Source organism: Vibrio spartinae (assembly GCF_024347135.1).
Lineage (GTDB): Bacteria > Pseudomonadota > Gammaproteobacteria > Enterobacterales > Vibrionaceae > Vibrio > Vibrio spartinae.
Map to the genome: position 1 here is coordinate 1,187,302 of NZ_AP024907.1, position 22,224 is coordinate 1,209,525.

6 protein-coding genes are annotated in these 22,224 nt (G+C 50.8%); 5 read left to right on the top strand and 1 reads right to left on the bottom strand.

All coding sequences use genetic code 11. From position 1 onward, the window contains the following. The first annotated feature begins 3 nt into the window (after nucleotides 1–3). From hutI to OCU60_RS05550, 3 genes are read left to right on the top strand one after another with little or no spacing between them, the layout of a single operon-like run. Complete coding sequence (hutI, locus tag OCU60_RS05540; protein WP_074374522.1) at nucleotides 4–1,218, top strand: imidazolonepropionase; 1,215 nt, start codon at nucleotides 4–6, stop codon at nucleotides 1,216–1,218. Then, nucleotides 1,202–2,068: an N-formylglutamate deformylase gene (gene hutG / locus OCU60_RS05545; protein ID WP_074374516.1), complete on the top strand. Its 867-nt coding sequence runs from the start codon at nucleotides 1,202–1,204 to the stop codon at nucleotides 2,066–2,068. The genes hutI and hutG overlap by 17 nt, the downstream gene beginning before the upstream one ends. Nucleotides 2,069–2,088: 20 nt before the next feature. Beyond that, nucleotides 2,089–4,101, top strand: coding sequence for a urocanate hydratase (locus OCU60_RS05550; RefSeq protein WP_205410529.1), 2,013 nt, complete (start codon nucleotides 2,089–2,091; stop codon nucleotides 4,099–4,101). 107 nt (nucleotides 4,102–4,208) lie between these two features. Here the strand turns inward: OCU60_RS05550 and yfbR are convergent, their stop codons facing one another. Beyond that, nucleotides 4,209–4,844: a 5'-deoxynucleotidase gene (yfbR, locus tag OCU60_RS05555; RefSeq protein ID WP_228448990.1), complete on the bottom strand. Its 636-nt coding sequence runs from the start codon at nucleotides 4,842–4,844 to the stop codon at nucleotides 4,209–4,211. Between the two features lie 473 nt (nucleotides 4,845–5,317). On the opposite strand from yfbR, the gene OCU60_RS05560 reads away from it, so the two are divergent. Both OCU60_RS05560 and OCU60_RS05565 read left to right on the top strand, forming a co-directional pair. After that, the gene (locus OCU60_RS05560) at nucleotides 5,318–7,006 is read left to right on the top strand and encodes a ShlB/FhaC/HecB family hemolysin secretion/activation protein (RefSeq protein ID WP_083602737.1); all 1,689 of its coding nucleotides are present in this window, start codon (nucleotides 5,318–5,320) and stop codon (nucleotides 7,004–7,006) included. Between the two features lie 43 nt (nucleotides 7,007–7,049). Then, on the top strand, nucleotides 7,050–22,223 hold the full coding sequence (locus tag OCU60_RS05565; protein ID WP_261854741.1) for a two-partner secretion domain-containing protein: 15,174 nt from the start codon (nucleotides 7,050–7,052) through the stop codon (nucleotides 22,221–22,223). Nucleotide 22,224: the final 1 nt, after the last annotated feature.

The window sequence follows — 22,224 nt, forward strand, 5'->3', positions numbered from 1 at the left end:
AATTTGGATTCGCTTTGGTATGGTTTTCATGCTGCAACCATGGCGAATGGTCAATATAGTGTGATTGAAGATGCTGCGATTGGTGTGCGCGACGGGCGAATCGCGTGGATTGGCTGCCGGACGGAGTTGCCTGACTATCAGGCGCAGCAAGAACACGATTTCCACGGGGGCTGGGTCACTCCGGGTTTCGTTGATTGTCATACCCATTTGGTGTTCGGGGGGAATCGGGCACATGAGTTTGAGCAACGGCTCAATGGTATGAGTTATCAAGCGATTGCCCAGCGTGGTGGCGGGATTGCAGCCTCGGTTCAGGCGACTCGTCAGGAAACGCCTGAGCAGTTGCTGGCCTCGGCGGCCCGGCGGCTGAAATCTCTGATGTGCGATGGTGTGACCACGCTGGAAATTAAATCAGGTTATGGTCTCTCGACCGAACATGAAGTGAAGATGCTTGAAGTGGCGCATCGGCTGGCTGAACTGTATCCGGTTGATATTCGTACCACATGTCTGGCCGCCCATGCAGTGCCACCGGAGTATCAAGGTCGCAGCGATGCTTATATGGATTATCTCTGTGATGAATTATTACCGGAAATTGCCCAACGCGAGCTGGCGGATGCCGTGGATGCCTTTTGTGAAACCATTGCATTCAGCCCAGAACAGGTTGAACGTTATTTTCGCACTGCTCAGGCTTGCGGGATGCCGGTGAAGCTCCATGCGGAGCAATTATCCTCTCTGGGCGGCGCGACACTGGCGGCTCATTTTCAGGCGCTTTCTGCCGATCATCTGGAGTTTATAACTGAAACGGATGTCGCGGCAATGCGTGAGTCCGGCACGGTTGCCGTGTTGTTACCGGGAGCTTATTTCACCCTCAAAGAGACCCAACGTCCGCCCGTCGAACTGTTACGCCGCTATCAGGTGCCGATGGCGGTTGCTACCGACATTAATCCGGGCACATCTCCTGTGCTTTCACTGCGTCTGATGATGAACATGGCTTGTACACTCTTTGGTCTGACCCCGGAAGAGGCGTTAGCTGCGACCACCATTCATGCTGCACAAGCCTTGGGTTTAGCCGAGAGTCACGGGCAACTGAGTGTCGGGAAAGTTGCTGATTTTGTCTGCTGGGATGTGGCAAGTCCCGGTGAACTCAGTTACTGGCTTGGCGGTGATTTACTGAAAACACGAGTCAAAAGGGGAGCAATAAGCGATGTCGACGTCAATTGATCAGCCATTTCATTTTCGAGCCGGGCAGAGCCCGCTTTTGGTCAGTATGCCACATAGCGGGACGGCACGACTGCCGGGGATGGATGCCAAACTGACCGATGCGGCCAAAGCGCTACCGGATACTGACTGGCATTTACCGACGCTGTATGATTTCTTAACAGAAATGGATGTCAGCGTCATTCAAGCCCATTATTCTCGTTATGTCGTCGATCTTAATCGTCCGATCGATGATCAACCGCTGTATACCAGTAAAACCACAGGGTTATTTCCTGACATCTTATTCTCTGGTGAGCCTGTATTTATTGAGGGTGAAGGGTTTGATGAGGCGACGAAAGCGCGTATCAAAGCTGAAATCTGGCAGCCTTATCATCAAAAAATCAGCGAGACGCTCACGCAGATTCGGGACCGGCACGGCTACGCGATCCTGTTCGATGCCCACAGTATTGCCGCTCAGGTGCCGATGTTGTTTGACGGGACTTTGCCTGACTTTAATCTCGGAAATAACAATGGCCTTGCCTGTGCCACGACTATGCTGGAAAAACTGGCTGAGTTGGTGCGACACAGCCCGTATACCCATGTGTGTAACGGCCGTTTCAAAGGGGGATACATCACCCGTCATTACGGGCAGCCCTCAGCGCAAATTCACGCGGTTCAACTGGAGCTTTCTCAAGCGACCTATCTTGTGGACCGCCCTCAGACTCATCATTCTCAAAGCGATGCATCTGACGCTCAACCGGAGCTGGCCAAATACCAACTGGATCAGGCCAAACAGCGGCGTGTCGGGCCACTTTTACAGCAGTTGATGCAATCACTGTTGGCGCATGGCCATCCCACGGATCAAGCAGAATAAGAATTGAGGCAGGGTAAAACATGAAGGTAAATGATATGACATTGAAAGCGATGATTTTAGAAGGGATTCCTGCAACTTTGCCACCCAAGCGTGAGCGCAATGAGAACCTCAGCCATGCACCGAAAAGAAAAGCAATTCTGAGCCGCGAAGAGAAAATCCTTGCGGTGAAAAACGCACTTCGTTATTTCGACAAACAACATCATGCCGTCCTGGCTCCGGAGTTTTACGCGGAGCTGGAGACCTATGGCCGGATTTATATGTATCGGCTGATGCCGGATTACCCGATTACCGCACGCTCAATCGATGCCTTTCCACATCAGTCGCAACAGGCAGCAGCGATTATGCTGATGTTGAGCAATAACCTTGATGAAGCCGTCGCCCAACATCCGCAAGAGCTGATTACCTATGGCGGCAATGGTGCCGTGTTCTCAAATTGGGCTCAGTATCGTTTGACGATGAAATATCTGGCGGAAATGACCGATGAGCAGACACTGGTACTCTATTCCGGCCATCCGATGGGGTTGTATCCGTCACATCCCAATGCACCGAGAGTCGTCGTGAGCAACGGTATGATGATTCCCAATTATTCAAAGCCGGATGATTGGGAGAAGTTCAATGCCTTAGGGGTGACCCAATACGGACAAATGACAGCAGGCTCGTTTATGTACATCGGCCCGCAAGGGATTGTTCATGGCACCACGATCACGGTGATGAACGCAGTGAGAATGAAACGCGATCGGGATCCGGGCAAGTTACCACTGTTCGTGACTTCTGGTCTGGGGGGGATGAGTGGCGCTCAGCCTAAGGCTGCGGTGATTGCCCAAACCATTGGCGTTGTTGCTGAAATTAACCCGAAAGCGGCCTATAAACGTCATGAGCAAGGCTGGGTGGATGAAGTCCATCCGGATTTGGACGCACTGATGGAACGGATCAAGCGGGCACAAATCGATAATCAACCCGTCTCTTTGGCCTATCTGGGGAACATTGTTGACTTGTGGGAGCGACTGGCTACAGAGGATATCCAAATCGATTTAGGATCGGATCAGACGTCCCTGCATAATCCATGGGCGGGCGGTTATTATCCGGTCGGTTACACTTTTGATGAATCCAGCACGATGATGGCGCATGAACCGGCGCAGTTCCGGGTCGCTGTACAGGCAACATTGAAGCGCCATGTGGCGGCGATTAATCAATTAACGGCCAAAGGCATGTATTTCTTCGATTACGGCAATGCATTTCTGTTGGAAGCAAGTCGGGCTGGGGCTGATATTCTCAAGACAGACGGCTCGTTTAAGTATCCCTCTTATGTTGAAGATATTATGGGGCCGATGTGTTTTGATTATGGATTCGGTCCTTTCCGGTGGGTCTGTGCTTCATCTGATCCCCATGATCTGGCCATCACTGACCGGATTGCCGCAGAGATTCTGGAAGCCATGCATCAGCAGGCTCCGGCAGAGATTCGTCAGCAGATTGCGGATAACCTGTCATGGATTCAGCAGGCTGAACAAAACAAGCTGGTTGTCGGGTCGCAAGCGCGTATTTTATATGCCGATGCCGAAGGGCGGATGCGCATTGCGGCAGCGTTTAATCAGGCCGTAAAGCGTGGAGAAATCTCTGCCCCGGTGATTCTCGGACGTGATCATCACGATGTGTCCGGTACGGATTCACCATATCGGGAAACCGCCAATATTTACGACGGCTCTCGCTTTACAGCAGACATGGCGATTCACAATGTTATCGGTGATGCCTTCCGGGGAGCGACTTGGGTCAGTATTCATAACGGAGGTGGTGTCGGCTGGGGTGAAGTGATCAACGGTGGATTCGGCATGGTATTGGATGGCTCAGAGGTGTGTGATACCCGGCTGAAATCGATGCTGCACTGGGATGTCAATCATGGTATTTCTCGCAGAAGTTGGGCGAGAAATGAAGGTGCGCGCTTTGCCATTCAACGGGCGATGGCCCTTGAGCCGCGGCTGAAAGTGACGATTCCGGAAATAGCGGATGATGCACTATTGAATACGGTGGTGAAATAACACCATTCGTTCACATCCAACAGAAAGCGCCGCAGTTGCGGCGCTTTCTGATCACAGTGATTATCACCCTGATCACAGTGGCTATCACCCGGTCAAGGTGAGCTGATTCAACCTGAAATTTTATCAAAAGTGGTGGTACAGCTGTCGCAGAAAACCTCCATAAACACCGCAACTTCGGGCATGGTGGCGGTCAGTTTTTCAATGGTTCCGTCGAGCCCTTCTTTGACATGCACAAACTCATCATTGTGAAAGCGTAATTCATTTAAGGTTTTGATATAAGCTGCGAGAATATCCGCAGCTTTGACGATGGTTTTATACTCAGCATCGACATGTTTCTGCACCAGCAGACCGGTGAACTCATCACGCAAGTCTTCCGGTAGAGTATCCAGGCACTCTTGCTCGGCAATATCCTCAAGTTTTTTAAATGCAGCGGTAAATTCCGGGCTGTGGTACTTGGTCTTGGAATTGATATCCTGCAACTTGGTTTCTGATATTTCATGATAAATCGCAATCACCGCCGCTCTTTCCGGGTTCAGTTGGCCGCCGAAGCGTTTATTTTTAATCACCGTCAGCAAATGCGCGATGACAGCGACCTGATGTGAATGTTCTGAAACATTCTCTTCCTGAAAACAGTGCATCAGTGCCCAACGCTTGATCAGCGGCATTCGCGTCACCCATGCCATGAATGTACTTGTTTTTTTCAACTGACTGGTTTTTTTCAACGAACTGGGTTTTTTTTTCACTGGATTATCCTTTGCCCCTGAGGTGATATGTGTCGATGAACAAATCATCACATGTCGGTTATGGTACATGATTTGGGGGTGGTGCGTCTTACCGAGGGAATAAAAAATATGGCATAAAATGTGTCGGATAAAAGTGCATGTTGCATAAAAAACGAGAGCGGGAAATAACCAGAGGACAAGCTATCAGTGAAAAAATCAAGGCGTATTGTTTCTAATCTGGTTTTTCGCCGTGAAATATACATGCCATTATTATTCGCTTCATATTAATTAAATTTAAATATGAAATAGATTGCTCTATGGTTATATTTAAAATGTTGATCGCGGATAAATAATCAATATTTTTTAATAAAAATAGTGTACCAAATTTGAGAATGATATTGCTATTGATTTTTTTGTAACCTAATATCCATCCCCAATAAAAAAACAATAAATCCCCTTGTTGGGATCATATTTAATGCTAGGTTGTTCCCTGAATGCGAAGATGTCATTTTCAGCGATTAGTGCTGTCTAAATATTTATTTCTTGCTGGTTGTAGTTATTTTATTTCTTTTTATGCCTATAGCGATAATGGCATAGCTCCGGTTTCTCCTGCGACTCAGGCAAGTATTGAGCAGGAGCAGCGGCAACGTCTGCAAGAGATAGAGCAGGCGAAACAGTCCGTTCAACAGCTGAGTGAATTACCGACCGTGCCGCCCGCTGAGCCCTCTGGGGCGCAGCAGTGTTTTTCCATACAACACATTGTTTTTTCTGGCAATACGATATTTTCTCACCAGCAGATCCTGACTTGGATTGATTTCAAACCGGGTTGTCAGGGGCTGTCACAGATTAATGAATATCTGCGGATAATTACCAACCAATATATCAGTGCCGGGTATGTCACCTCCCGGGCTTATTTAGTGCCTCAGGATTTGAGTCGCGGTGAATTAAAAATTGTCATTCTGGAAGGCAAACTGGAAGCACTGAAATTTAATGGTCGGACGGAAGGATTTCTGAATAATGCTTTCCCGGGATTAATTGATCATTTATTTAACCTGCGTGAAATCGAGCAAGGTCTCGATCAGATCAACCGTCTGTCCCGTTATAATGCCCAGATTAAAATCAGGCCGGGCAGTAAACAGGGATACAGCATTGTCGATATTCAGAGCGACACTCGATTTTGGGGAAATACATCGGTCGGTGTGGAAAATGCCGGTCAGAAATCGACGGGAGAAACCCAGTTTCGTTATGCCTTCAATGCTGAAAATATTATTGATGCACTCGATCAGTGGTCTTTCTCCGGCAGCCGGAGTCTCGACCCGCCGACCGGTCATGCCTCGGAAAGTCTCAGCCTGAGTCTGGATGTTCCCTACGGGCGCTGGAATACCAATTACCGCACCACTTACAGCCATTACGAAAGTGGTTTTGTCAGCAATGATTTTGTGTTCGGTACTTCGGGCAAAACCAATAGCCATGATGTGACGCTGAAACGGCTGCTTGCGCGCGATGCCCAAAGTAAGTCTTTTGTGACGGTCGGTCTGAGTCACCGCCGCGAAAAAAACTATCTCATGGACAGCCTGATTATTGCCAGCTCACGCAATCTGTCATCGGCTTATGTGGGCCTCGATTACAGCACTCGGCTTGGCTCAGGGTTTCTGACCGTGTCACCGCGCCTGACCATGGGCTCAGACCTGTTTGGCGGTGAACGCAATCAACCGGGCTTCCCCAAGGCACAGTTCCGTAAAGGGACACTCACCGCCAGTTATACCCAGCCGTTTCAGTCCGGCCCGGTGTTCACCAGTACCCTATTTGCTCAGTGGAGTAACGACACACTCTATAGCAGCCAGCGCTTAAGTATCGGGGGCGAGTATTCGGTGCGTGGGTTTAAAGATGTCTCGATCAGCGGTGATCAAGGGTATTACTGGCGCAATGATCTCAGCTATCCGCTGGGCACACTGCCGTATATCGGTCAGGTCAGCGCGCAGTGGGCAGTCGATACCGGTTCAATTGTCCGGGATAAAAATGATGCGCTGGAGCGCGGCTCGCTGATGGGCACCCGTCTCGCCATCCGGACCCGCAGCCACCGGTTCAGCAGCAGTATTGCGATCGGCATGCCACTGGATGCTCCCGGAGCGCTGGATGCTGATCACTATATCGTCAATTATCGTCTGAATATCGCGATTTAAGCCGCTAGGTACAAAGCAAAGTCTACAGTAAGGTACAAAAAAAATGATAAAACCCGTCACTTTCTGGCAGCGCTCACTGGTCTACGTTATCTGCTGGACATTCAATATTCAGCCGCTGTTGGCTCATGTGATTGTGGACAACAGCCAGCACAATACCTCGGTGAATCATGCCGGCAATGGGGTTGAAGTGGTCAATATCGCCACGCCCAATGCCAACGGTTTATCCCACAACCAGTACCAGCAGTTTAATGTAGACCCGTCGGGCTTAATTCTTAATAACTCGACCGCGCAGGTCGCTCAGTCACAACTGGGTGGGTATTTGCAAAATAACCCCAACCTGCATGGTCAGGCTGCAACCGTCATTCTTAACGAAGTAACAGGTGCAAGCCGCAGTCAGTTACAGGGCTATACCGAAGTGTTCGGTCAGGGCGCCAATGTCATTTTAACCAACCCGTACGGGATTACCTGTAATGGTTGTGGTTTTATCAACACGCCCCGGGTGACCCTGTCGACCGGTACCCCGTTGATCGACAATGGCAATGTCACCGGATTTGATGTCTCCCAAGGCAGTGTCAGTATTGAAGGGCTGGGGCTTGATGCAACCCATCAGAGCTATTTTGACATCATCACCCGCACCGCACAGCTCAATGCAGAAATCCATGCCAATGACCTGAGTGTCGTTACCGGGAAGAACCGGGTCAGTTATCAGAGTAATCAAGTCACAGCCACAACGGCTGACGATCAAGACACCGCGCCTGAGTTAGCCATCGATTCTTCCAATCTGGGGGGCATGTATGCCGGGCGGATTGCCTTGGTAGCAACCGATGCCGGAGTCGGGGTGAATGTCGGCAACCTGTCGGCGAGTCAGGGCGAGATTCAGATTAGCGCAGACGGACAGGTCACACTTGGCAAATCCAGTGCCCAGACTAACTTGGCGGTTAGCAGTCAGTCCGGTGTGACATTGAAGGGGAGTCAGTATGCAAAGCAGGCGGTCTCGGTCTCGGGACAGACTGTGCATGCCGATAGCGATATATTAGCTGCCGGTCAAAGCGTCTCTCTGACTGCCGCTGATGCGGTGACACTCAATCAGAGTCTGGTTGAAGCCGGTGTTGATGCTGACGGTAACCGGCTGACGGGCGGCATAGTTAATGTGCAGAGCCATGATTTGAACATCAACGCGAGCAACTTGATCGCCAATCAGCAACTGACAACAAAAGTGCGTCATGCCACCGTAGATCAAGACAGCCTGATGTATGGTCAGGAGATGACGCTGAATCAGCTTGGCAAGCTCGATAACCGTGGTACGGTTGCGGCCACGCATCAACTGAGTGTCAATGGTACCGAGGCGAGTCTGGTTGGTGATGGTCATCTGACGGCCTCAGATATCACAATCAATAGTGACCGTTTGACACTGGATACGCATCTCACTGCCCAAACACTGGATGTGCAGGCTCGTCAGGCGCTGACGACCGATGAGCACAGTGACGTGAGCGCAGCAGAACAACTGACAGTGACGGCCGGAACGCTCAATCAGCAAGGTAAGCTGACCACCCGCGGTGACATGAATATCGATGCAACCGCTGCGACCTTAAAAGGTCATGTTGCCGCGCAAAATCTACACGTGAAGGCTCAACGGCTGACACAGGAAAGCGGCATCTTACAAGCAGGACAGGCACTGGATATCAGCGGCGGGTCGGTCACCTTGTCAGGGGACAGTGCTGCGAATACGAGTGTCGGGATTCAGGCTGATCAATTGACCCTGAACGGCACACTCCAGTCCGGTGGCGAGACCCGCCTGACAGTTGACGGTAAGATGCAGACCGGTGATGACAGTCAGTTGGTCACGCAAGGCCGATTGCTGGCAACGGTCGATGTGTTGACGCAACGCGGTACGATGCAGTCCGGTGAGGATGTCACGTTAACGGGACACACGCTCAATAACGAGGGCGATGTATCGGCGCTCGGCAATACTCATCTGACGGCACAGGCACAATTAACCAACCGCGGCACGGTGACATCCGGGCAGCAGCTCGTTATTGATGGCGGTGCGGTGACCAACAGCGGTGAGCTGTCAGCGCAGCAGGACACAAACGTGACTGTAACCGGTCAACTGGATAATCAGGCCAACGGTCTGATTTCCGGACAGGTGACCACCGTACAGGCGAAATCGGTAAACAATGCCGGGCAGTTACAGGCGCTGACCGATTTGGGGCTGACCACGGATGCACTCAATAATCGCGGGACACTCGCGGCACTCAGTGATGCAACGCTGACTGTTACCCATCATTTCACCAATCGCGGCACGGTCTCGGCAGCACATGATGCCCGTTTACTGACGGACAACCTGACCAACAGCGGCCACATTGTTGCCCGTGATAACCTGCTGATTGCCAAAGATACCAATCAATCCCGCAATACCACGTTCGATAATACTGACGGTAGCCTCAATGCGGAGTCAGGCAATCTCACCATTGCAACCCAAGGCGATCTCCAAGTCAGCGCCGGTCAACATCTCTTTGCCGGTAAAAATCTCACTCTTACAGCGGCAACACTGAACAATAGCGCGGAAATCACCGCTCAAGACAATACCCGTCTGATACTGGACGGTGTCACAACTGCACATGCCGGACTGACGAACCAAACGGATGCGCTGATTTCCGGTCAGACCACCAGCATTGACGCACAATCGGTGAACAACCACGGGCAACTTCAGGCGCTGGGGAATTTAGGACTGACCGTATCATCGCTGGAAAACAGCGGCACGTTAACCGCGTTGAACACCACATTGAGCGTCAGCGATCATCTCTTGAATACGGGAGCGGTATCCGCTGTCGAGCATGTCAGCTTGCTGGCCGCTCAGGTAGACAATCAGGGTACCGTCTATGCCGGTGCGCATCTGTTGGTCGCTGCCGATCAACAGCAAAACCGTAGTGACAGCCTGAACAATGCCGGTCGGTTTGAAACCCACAATGGCGATATTGAGATTGTTACCGACACCGTGACCCAACAACAAAGCGGCCATATCATTGCCGGCCATGATCTCCGGCTGGACGGTCATCAGTTGGATAATGGCGGAGAGCTGGCTGCGACCCATCACACCGACCTCACGCTGGATCAACATGTGTTGAACCGGGACACCGGTCTGATTTCCGGTCAGGCAACACGCCTCAATGCTCACGCTGTCAATAATCAGGGACAGTTGCAGTCTTTAAGTGATCTGGGGTTAACGGCTGAATCGTTCGAGAACAGTGGTGTCCTGGCTGGATTAGCTAATGTCACGCTGCATATCACGCACGATCTGACCAGTCGTGGTTCGGTGCTTGCCGGTAACCACATTGTATTGAATGCAGGGCGAATTGATAACCAAGGGCGAGTTTCGGCAGGCGATCAGGCGATTGTGACAGCGAAGCCATCGGCAACCGGATCCGATGTCGGTTTGACCGTAACCGCCGATACGTTGACCAACAGCGGTCAATTGCTGGCACAAGGCAACAATCAACTGACGATCAACGCCGATTTGACCAACCAAACCGGTGGCTTGATTTCCGGTCAGGCCACCACCGTCAAAGCCCGGTCGGTGACCAATGCTGGTCAGCTTCAGTCGTTGAGTGACCTCGGTTTAACGGCAAATGCATTGGCAAACAGCGGCACACTGGCCGCCCTTAGTGATATGACGCTGAATGTGGCAAATCAGCTCAGCAACAGCGGTGCGATATCAGCCAACCACAATGCCAGCCTGTTGACTGATAATCTGACCAATAAGGGGCGTGTATTTGCTGGCAATAACCTGTTGATTGCCAAAGATACCAACCAGACTCGCAATACCACCTTCGACAATACCGACGGCAGCCTCAATGCCAAAGCGGGACATCTTACGATTGCGACCCATGGTGATGTCATGGTCAGTGCAGGACAGCATTGGATGGCCGAACAGGATGTGACCTTACATGCCAACAGCCTGACCAATGACGGAGAAGTGTCTGCCCAAGGTGAGACGTCGCTGACACTCGACAACGCCCTGACTAACCACGGTTTAGTCTCCGGTCAGAGCACCACTGTGACGGCTCAGTCCGTCACCAATACCGGCCAGATGCAGGCGCTGACCAACCTCGGTTTGACGACGGATGCGCTGGATAACAGCGGGACATTCGTTGCATTCAATGATGTCGATCTGACGGTCACAGATAGGTTGCTGAATCGCGGGAGCGGGGCTGTTCTTGCAGGGGAAAATATTAAGCTGAGTGCAGCGCTGATTGATAACCAAGGGCGGGTGTCGGCAGGTGATGGGGCCATTATGACACCTGAGCAGCGAACGGCTGAACAAACAGAGTCTGATCTGATTGTAACGGCCGATACCTTGACCAACAGCGGTGAGCTGTTGGCTCAGGGCAACAATCAACTGACAATCAAGGCTGATTTGACCAATCAAACCGGTGGCTTGATTTCCGGCCAGCTCACCACTGTGAAAGCGCCTTCGGTAACCAACCTCGGTCAACTTCAGTCTTTGAGTGCTCTCGGTTTAACCGCAGATGCGCTGGATAACAGCGGTACACTGGCCGCCCTTAGTGATATGACGCTGAATGTGGCAAATCAGCTCAGTAATAGCGGTGCGATATCAGCCAATCACAATGCCAGTCTGTTGACTGATAATCTGACCAATAAGGGGCGTGTATTTGCTGGCAATAATCTGTTGATTGCCAAAGATACCAACCAGACTCGCAATACCACGTTCAACAATACCGACGGCAGCCTGACGGCGAAAGCCGGTCAGCTCACCATTGCGACCCATGGTGATGTCATGGTCAGTGCAGGACAGCATTGGACAGCCGGACAGGATGTGACCTTACAAGCCAATAGGCTGACTAATGACGGGGAAGTATCTGCGCAAGGCAATACGGCACTGACGCTGGATAATGCCTTGACCAACCACGGTTTAGTTTCCGGTCAGAATACGACGCTTGTAGCGCAGTCTGTGACCAATACCGGTCAACTTCAGTCTTTGAGTGACCTCGGTTTAACCGCAGATGCACTGGATAACAGCGGGACACTCGTCGCATTCAATGATATCGATCTGACGGTCACAGATAGGTTGCTGAATCGCGGGAGCGGGGCTGTTCTCGCAGGGGAAAATATTAAGCTGAGTGCAGCGCTGATTGATAACCAAGGGCGGGTGTCGGCTGGTGATCAAGCTATTATGACACCTGAGCAGCGAACGGTTGAACAAACAGAGTCTGATCTGATTGTAACGGCCGATGCACTGACCAACAGCGGTGAGCTACTGGCTCTGGGCAACAATCAACTGACGATCAACACGGATTTGACCAATCAAACCGGTGGCTTGATTTCCGGTCAGGCCACTACGGTGAAAGCCCAGTCGGTGACCAATGCTGGTCAGCTTCAGTCGTTGAGTGATCTCGGTTTAACGGCGGATGCGCTGGATAACAGCGGGACACTGGCCGCCCTTAGTGATATGACGCTGAATGTGGTAAACCGGCTCAGTAATAGCGGTGCGATATCAGCCAATCACAATGCCAGTCTGTTGACTGATAATCTGATCAATAAGGGGCGTGTATTTGCTGGCAATAATCTGTTGATTGCCAAAGATACCCATCAAACCCGCAATACCTCCTTTGATAATACCGACGGCAGTCTCACCGCGAAAGCCGGGCATCTCACCGTTGCGACCCATGGTGATGTGAGTGTCAGTGCAGGACAGCATTGGATGGCCGGACAGGATGTGACCGTATATGCCAATAGTCTGATTAATAACGGGGAAGTGACAGCGCAAGGTGAGACGTCACTGACACTGGATAATGCCTTCACTAACCACGGTTTAGTCTCCGGTCAGAATACAACGGTCAAATCTCAGTCGGTATCCAATACCGGCCAACTTCAATCTTTGAGTGCTCTCGGTTTAACGGCGGATGCGCTGGATAACAGCGGGACACTGGCTGCTCTCAGTGACATAACCCTAAATGTGGCAAATCAGCTCAGCAACAGTGGTGCGATATCAGCCAGTCACAATGCCAGTTTGTTGACTGACAATCTGACCAACAAGGGGGCTGTATTTGCCGGTCATGATCTGCTGATTGCCAAAGATAGCAATCAAACCCGCAATACCACCTTCGACAATACTGACGGCAGCCTAACAGCGAAAGCAGGGCATCTCACCATTGCGACCCATGATGATGTGAGTGTCAGTACCGGGCAACATTGGGTTGCCGGACAGAATTTAACCTTACAAGCCAACAGTCTGACCAATGACGGAGAAGTGTCTGCGCAAGGCAATACTTCGCTGACACTGAATCATGCCTTGACCAACCACGGTTTAGTTTCCGGTCAGAAGGCGACGATTACATCGCAGTCAGTCACTAATACTGGTCAGCTTCAGTCCTTGAGTGATCTTGGTTTAACAGCGGATGCATTGGATAACAGCGGCACACTGGCCGCTCTTAATGATATGACGCTGAATATAGCAAATCAGCTTAGCAACAGCGGTGCGATATCAGCCAACCACGATGCCAGCCTGTTGACTGACAATCTGACCAATCATGGAACTGTGCTTGCCGGTCATGATCTGCTGATTGCCAAAGATACCCATCAAACCCGCAATACCACCTTTGACAATACCGACGGCAGCCTGACAGCGAAAGCCGGTCAGCTCACCATTGCGACCCATGGTGATGTCATGGTCAGTGCCGGACAGCATTGGATGGCCGGACAGGATGTAACCGTACATGCCGACAGTCTGACCAATGACGGGGAAGTGTCTGCCCAAGGCAATACTTCGCTGACACTGGATAATGCCTTGACCAACCACGGTTTAGTCTCCGGTCAGAGCACCACTATCAGGGCTCAGTCTGTCACCAATATCGGCCAGATGCAGTCGCTCACTGATTTCGGTTTAACGACGGATGCGCTGAATAATAGCGGGACACTTGTCGCATTCAATGATATCGATCTGACGGTCACAGATAGGTTGTTGAATCGCGGGAGCGGGGCTGTTCTTGCAGGGGAAAATATTAAGCTGAGTGCAGCGCTGATTGATAACCAAGGGCGGGTGTCGGCTGGTGATCAAGCTATTATGACACCTGAGCAGCGAACGGTTGAACAAACAGAGTCTGATCTGATTGTAACGGCCGATACCTTGACCAACAGCGGTGAGCTGTTGGCACAGGGTCATAATCAACTGACGATCAACACGGATTTGACCAATCAAACCGGTGGCTTGATTTCCGGTCAGGCCACTACGGTTAAAGCCCAGTCGGTAACCAACCTCGGTCAACTTCAGTCGTTGAGTGCTCTCGGTTTAACAGCGGATGCGCTGGATAACAGCGGGACATTGGCCGCCCTTAGTGATATGACGCTGAATGTGGCAAATCAGCTCAGCAACAGCGGTGCGATATCAGCCAATCACAATGCCAGTTTGTTGACTGACAATCTGACCAACAAGGGGCGTGTATTTGCTGGCAATAACCTGTTGGTTGCCAAAGATAGTAACCAAACTCGTAATACCACCTTTGATAATACCGATGGCAGCCTGAATGCCAAAGCCGGGCATCTCACCGTTGCGACCCATGGTGATGTCATTGTCAGTGCAGAGCAGCATTGGATGGCCGGACAGGATGTGACCGTATATGCCAATAGTCTGACCAATGGCGGAGAAGTGACAGCGCAAGGTGAGACGTCACTGACACTGGATAATGCCTTCACTAACCACGGTTTAGTTTCCGGTCAGAATACAACGGTCAAATCCCAGTCGGTATCCAATACCGGCCAACTTCAGTCCTTGAACGATCTCGGTTTAACAGCAGATGCACTGGATAACAGCGGCACACTGGCCGCGCTCAACGATATAACCCTGAATGTGGTAAATCAGCTCGGCAACAGTGGCACCGTATCAGCGGATCACGATGCCAGCCTGTTGACTGATAACCTGAGCAATCATGGCCGCGTGTTTGCCGACAATAATCTGCTGATTGCCAAAGATACCAATCAAACCCGTAATACCACCTTCGACAATACTGACGGCAGCCTAACAGCGAAAGCAGGGCATCTCACCATTGCGACCCATGATGATGTGAGTGTCAGTACCGGGCAACATTGGGTTGCCGGACAGAATTTAACCTTACAAGCCAACAGTCTGACCAATGACGGAGAAGTGTCTGCGCAAGGCAATACTTCGCTGACACTGAATCATGCCTTGACCAACCACGGCTTAGTTTCCGGTCAGAAGGCGACGATTACATCGCAGTCAGTCACTAATACCGGTCAGCTTCAGTCCTTGAGTGATCTTGGTTTAACAGCGGATGCATTGGATAACAGCGGCACACTGGCCGCCCTTAATGATATGACGCTGAATGTGGCAAATCAGCTCAGCAACAGCGGTGCGATATCAGCCAACCACGATGCCAGCCTGTTGACCGATAACCTGAGCAATCATGGCCGCGTGTTTGCCGGTCATGACCTGCTGATCGCCAAAGATACCCATCAAACCCGTAATACCACGTTCAACAATACCGACGGCAGCCTGACGGCGAAAGCAGGGCATCTCATCGTTGCGACACATGGTGATGTGATGGTTAGTGCCGGACAACATTGGGTTGCCGGACAGAATCTAACCTTACAAGCCAATAGTCTGACCAATGACGGAGAAGTCTCTGCCCAAGGCAATACCTCGCTGACACTGAATGATGCTTTGACCAACCACGGTTTAATTTCTGGTCAGAGCACAACGGTAACGACTCACTCCGTGACCAATAGCGGGCAGCTTCAGTCCTTGAGTGATCTCGGTTTAACCACGAATGCACTGGCTAACAGCGGCACGCTGGCCGCGCTCAGCGACATAACCCTGAATGTGGTAAACCAGCTCAGCAACAGCGGTGCGATATCAGCCAACCACGATGCCAGTTTGTTGACTGATCATCTGACTAACAAAGGGCGTGTATTTGCCGACAATAATCTGCTGATTGCCAGAGATAGCGCTCAAACCCGCAATACGACATTTGATAATACCGACGGCAGCCTCAATGCCAAAGCAGGGCATCTCACCGTTGCGACCCATGATAATGTGATGGTCAGTGCCGGGCAGCATTGGATCGCCGGACAAGGCTTGACCCTACAAGCCAACAGCTTGACTAATAACGGGGAAGTGTCTACGCAAGGGAATACGGCGCTGGCGCTGGACAATGCTCTGACTAACCACGGTTTAATCTCCGGTCAGAGCACCACCGTGACGACGCAGTCCGTCACCAATACCGGCCAACTTCAGGCGCTCACTGATTTGGGACTGAACGCTGGTGTGTTGGCAAACTCAGGCGCTTTGGTTGCCGGACGCAATGCGGTTTTCAATATCATTCATACACTGACCAGTCACGGCAATATTTCGGCAGGCAATAATGCCAGCTTGCTGGCCGATCAGGTGAATAACCAGAATAAAATTTATGCCGGAAACAGTGTGCTGATTGCCAAAGACAGTGCGCAAACCCGCAGTAGCTCACTGATCAACAGTGGTCAGATTGATGCCAAACACGGCAGTATCACGATTGCGACGCAGGGTGATTTCACCGTTGGTGCCGGGCAGCATATCTCTGCCGGAAAAGACCTGACTCTTGTGGCAGCCGCGTTAACCAATGACGGCGAACTATCTTCACAAGGCACAACCACTATCGGCGTTGACGGAATCGGCGTTGACGGAACTGGCGTTGACGGAACTGGCGTTGACGGAACTGGCGTTGGCGGGACACTCACCAATCATACCGCCGGAATCATTTCCGGTCAGAACACCGTACTGCGTGCCGGAACAACCACCAATCAGGGGCAGTTGCAGGCACTCAATGATTTGCATCTGACCACCGGATCTCTAACCAACACCGGTTCATTGGTCGCCCTGAATGATATGACGGTTCATGCAACGGGTCATATCGATAACCACAGTTTGCTTTATGCCGGGCGGAACGGAAACCTGTTCTCTGACACCTTGACCAACTACAGCGATATTGTGGTGGGTAACGATCTGCTGATCGCCAGAGATAGCAATAAAACCCGCAGCCGTAACCTGACCAATAGCTCAGGAAGTATCGAGTCACTGGGCGGGAATATCGGTATTTACGCAGATAGTGTGCTGAATAAGCGGACTGTGTTGGATATTGTTAACCAGACTCAGGATTTGAGAGGAAATATTCCGGGGGGGGGAGGAGATATTGTACCTGCTGATTTTGATAATATTGCCGTTAAAAGAGCGTATGACAGTTGTTCCTACTGCGACAAGCCGGGGAAAAAGATTTTTGTCAATGGTAAGCCTCATATTATAGGGGAGAGTTCTGACGCACCATTTGCTCTTGATGTGACGATAGGTTCGGGTGGTTACAGTATAGGGAGGAATGGTCCAAGTATTGATTACGTTTATTATTATATTATTGGTGGTAAGACCTATTCGGCAGTTGCTTATCAGGAGAGTGAGACGCTAAAAAACGCTACCCCCCAAGGCCGGATTGCCGCAGGTAACAATCTGAACATTTATGCTGATAATTTAGCCAATGAATCAAGTTTGATTTCTGGAAAAAACGTTGCGATATCAGTCACTCATTTACTGAACCAAGGACATCAGTTTAATCGTTTTATAACCTATTTTGACTATTCGCTAAAGCCGCGGCGGGGGGGGGCATGGTTGTGGAACGTAGGTGGTCATAGTTATAAGGATGATGGATTACTATCTTTTTCTGGTATAGGGAACAGTCGTTATTCTCCAGATTCTTTTTATTTACAAGGTACACGCAGAGTTCAAGTTGGCTCAGGCTCGGTACTTCAGTCTTCTATCACCGCCCGCGATAACCTAACCCTCAACGTCCAGAACCGCACCAATAATTCAGTCATTGGGATTAATGCTGCGGGCATGCAGCCGACCCAATCGGCCCGTACGACCCGTGCCACACAAGGGCCGTTAGGGGTACAAGCCGACGTACAGACCACGCAACATACCCCGGGTACAGGTCAGGGGGTGACGTCAACGCAAGATGTGTCTGATTCAGCGCAGTCCCTCCAAACCGCACAAGGCGGCGGAATCGCTCAGGGGGTACAGGCGACTCAGGGGTCATCAGATACCACACCATCCCTCCAAACCGCACAAGGCGGCGGAACCGCTCAGGGCATACAGGTGACTCAGGGGCCGTCAGATACCACACCATCACTCCAAACCGCACAAGGCGCAGGAACGGCTCAGAGCGTCCAGATGACTCAGGGGTCATCAGATACATCCGGCACCACACCATCATTCCAAACCGCACAAGGTTCAGGAACCGCTCAGAGCATACAGGTGACTCAGGGGTCGTCAGATACATCGGGCACCGTTCAGTCACAGTCAGCAACAACACACCGTATGCAACTGACGCCGCTGGCCGATGATTCAGGCGCGGCACTTCAGTCAGGGCAGGCTCAATCGGATTCCGGTCTGGCAGCACAATCCACACCGAATATGACATCAATGACCCGTCCTGTGCCTCAGGGCGGTAAATCAGCGACAACAGTGACGCTCAGCAATAGCAGCGCTGTCACCGCACCGACGGTCAACTTACCCAATCAGAACAGCATTCCATTTCCTGACTATCGGCTGCCGACCAGCCCGCATGGTTTATTTGTCTTCTCTGACGGCCCCCAAAGTGATTATTTGATCGCAACCAACCCTGCGGTCACCAACCTGAATAATTTCCTCGGCTCGGACTATTTCAAAGACCAGTTAAATTACGATCCGGAGCAGAAAGAGAAGTTTCTCGGGGATGCCTATTACGACACCAGAACGATCACGCAGGAAATTTTTGAGCAGACCGGCAAACGATATCTGAGTGATGATATTGGCAGCGATCTGGCGCAGATGAAGCAGTTGATTGACTCGGCAGCACAGCAAAAAAATAGCTTAAACCTGCAAAATGGTGTGGCGTTAACCGATGAACAAATTGCCCGTTTGAGCCACGATATTATCTGGTATGAGCCGATTGAAGTGAATGGTCAGACGGTGATGGCACCGAAACTGTACCTCTCTTCTGCCTCACAAGACAATATTTCGAACGGGGCATTGCTTGCCGGCGGCAACGTTAATATCGGCACGGGGGATTTCGCCAACAGTGGGTCAGTCAGTGCCCGTCAAGATTTGAACATTGCCAGCCGCGGAGGCATCAGCAATACCCGCGGTACACTCAGCGCCAATAATGATCTGGCGTTGATCGCCACCGGCGATATTGTCAACCAAAGTGGGGTGATTGACGGAGACAATGTTGCATTGCTTAGTACCAGCGGCAGCATTATCAATGAAACTTTGTCAGATCAACTCAATATTGACGATCAGGGAAATAAGGTTTCATCCAATGCGGACAATATTCGCTTTACTAGCACGATACTTGATCAGACCGCTTCAATTCAGTCTTCCGGGGATCTGAATCTTCAGGCAGGTGGTTCTTATATCGGGATTGGCAGTCGGCTCTCTAGTGGCGGTGATTTAAATCTTAGTGTTGCCAATGACATTCTGCTAACCAGTCAGGAAGACAAAACATACAGCGAATATCGGGATGGTAAGGCAACGATTAAAAAATCCGAAATTGGTTACCTCGATAATGCGCTTTCGGCCGGCAATGACCTGAATATTCTGACAGGCGGTGATATGCGTGCCACCGGTGGGAGTTTGTCTGCCGGTAACAATGTGTCTCTGGGAATTGGTGGCGATCTGCGCCTGAGTGCGAATGAAACCTATTTTCTGGATAGTTACGATGCTTCCCGAAAGAAAGACATTATCAGCAGAACCCGTCAACAGGGGGTTCAGATTCAGGCTGGAAATGATCTGCAATTGACAACCGGTGGGGATGCCACACTGGTTGCTGCCGGACTATCTGCTCAGAATGACCTGACCGTGAGCAGTGGCGGCACGTTAATGGCTGTCGCTGGTGATGAAACGGATTATGAGCGGCATTACCGAAAACGCAAAGGCTTCTGGGGAAGTTCGGTCTCCGATACTGAAATTCAAAACACCCGGGCGAAAGGAACGTCTTTCTCTGCTGGTGGCTCGGTGAATATTACCAGTCAGGATAATCAGTTACATCAGGCATCGGTACTCAATGCTGGTCAGGATATTACGCTGCGTTCGACCCATGGGGTACTGGCTTTGAAATCTGCTGAAGAAAGCAGTTTCTACCGCCACGATGAGACCAAAAGCGGATTTATGGTCAAGGTCAGTGGTGAAGGTAAAACATCGACCACGCAGAAACTGACCAGTATGAGTAGCGGTGGCAAGATTACACTTGCCGGTGCACTGGGCATGGAAGTGGATTATGTTTCCACCGGAAATAATCTGGCTCGGACGTTGGATCAGCTCCCAGCGAATGGGGAATATGCATGGGTTGCTCAACTCAAAGATAACCCGAATGTCGACTGGCATGCAGTGAATGAAGCCTTTGATCAATGGTCATACAGCGATTCTCATTTGAGTGGACCGGCAGCAGCGATGATTGCCATTGCCGTTGCTGTGGCGACAGCCGGTTCTGGTGCTGCGGCAGCGGCAGGAAATATGGCTGCGGGGGCCGCCGGAAGTTCCGCAGCCGCAGCTGGTGTTTCAGCGGCAACTGCTGCATCGGTGGCATCAGTTGCCAGTGCAATGGGCAGTGCAGCATTTACTTCACTGGTGACTCAGGCCAGTATTGCGTTGGTTAGTAATCAAGGCAATCTGGGCCACACTTTCCATGATTTAGGCAGCTCGGGCAACATGAAGTCACTGGCGACTGCAGTGGTCACAGCTGGTGTGATGCGTGGGATGGATATCGCACAGTATGCCAATAGTGGTAGTGTCATGGATCAGGTGACACAACAGGTCTCACGGACAGCGGTTCAGTCTGGCGTCAGTAGCGCGATTCAGGGAGGGAGTTTCTCCGACAATTTTGCCAACGGCTTAAAACAGGCAGCAATCAACTATGCCGGAGCGAAAGTGGCTGATGGCATTGGTGACTTGGGTGCCGGGGATGTGATTGATGGCGTGACACTGGCTGAAGGCGGCTTCACCAAAGCGCTGTTGCATGGTTTGACGCAAGGCGGGCTTGCCGAATTATCCGGTGGTGATTTTGCCGCTGGAGCTGCGGGTGGTGTTGCCTCTGAAATTACGGCAGATGCAATTGGCCATACCGGATTGAATACCGAGGCACAAACTCAACTATCCGGTCTGGTTGGCGGTATTGCCGGATGGATTGCGACGGGTGATGAAAGCGGCATCTCAACCGGGCAAAGCGCCGGAGAAGGGGTATATGCTAATAATTATCTGAATCACATTGATAAAATGAATGCTCTTAAGGAGTTTAAGAAATGCGACGGTAATGATCAGTGTCAGGAGCAGGTTCGGGAAAAATATAAACAGATTAGTGAAGAGAATAATGCAGTAGCGATTCAGAATTGCCGTCGTGGAGATAGTGATGCCTGTCAGGGACATTTGTCGGAAATTGAGGCTGCGACAAGTGATAGCAATCAGTCGTTCTTTGATCGGGAATTGGATTACGAAAATGCAGCTTCTCATGAGTATATTACTAACGCTGCGGCTCAGTATGGTGTTCAAAATAATTTAAGTGGCGGTGATATAACACCTAAGAAGGCTAGTGATCTGACGGATGTTGCGCTTTCGACTATTGCCGCAATGGGGACTTCAGGGAATGGATGGAGGAGTAAATTAAAAGGTAGTGGCTCAGCCGTTGTTAAGGGGAAGTTTGCCGGACAGTCGAGTGCGCAGGGGGTGATTGAGAAGGCGGGGGATAGTAGTTTTGCTGGAAACAAACTAGTTAAGCTAGACCCTCAGGAAATTTCATTTTCTCAAGCTACCGTAGCTTATCAAAAGAAAAATTCTGAACTAAATTATGATCACCTTGTTCAGTCAATGAAGGAAAATGGTTGGAGTGGTGACCCTGTTGATGTCGTTATGATGCCTGATAGAGCGCCGACAAGTGCCGATAATACTCGTATACTTGCTGCACGGGAAGCTAACATTAAGGTTGAAGCTAATCTTCGGAACTATGATGAACCTATATCACCAGATCAGGCCCGTCGGTTTAAACTGAATGGTCAAATACCTAAAACATGGGGTGAAGCGATTGAATTTCGAGTGAAAAAACAGTCACAGATGCCGGGAGTGGAGCAGAGTTGGTCAGAACAATTCCCTTATGGATCTATTTATGACCCTGATATTACGAGATGAT

Bases quoted from the DNA above. Each gene is read 5' to 3' on its own strand.
- OCU60_RS05565 (WP_261854741.1), top strand. From the start codon at position 7,050: ATGATAAAACCCGTCACTTTCTGGCAGCGCTCACTGGTCTACGTTATC.
- OCU60_RS05560 (WP_083602737.1), top strand. From the start codon at position 5,318: ATGCGAAGATGTCATTTTCAGCGATTAGTGCTGTCTAAATATTTATTT.
- hutG (WP_074374516.1), top strand. From the start codon at position 1,202: ATGTCGACGTCAATTGATCAGCCATTTCATTTTCGAGCCGGGCAGAGC.
- OCU60_RS05550 (WP_205410529.1), top strand. From the start codon at position 2,089: ATGAAGGTAAATGATATGACATTGAAAGCGATGATTTTAGAAGGGATT.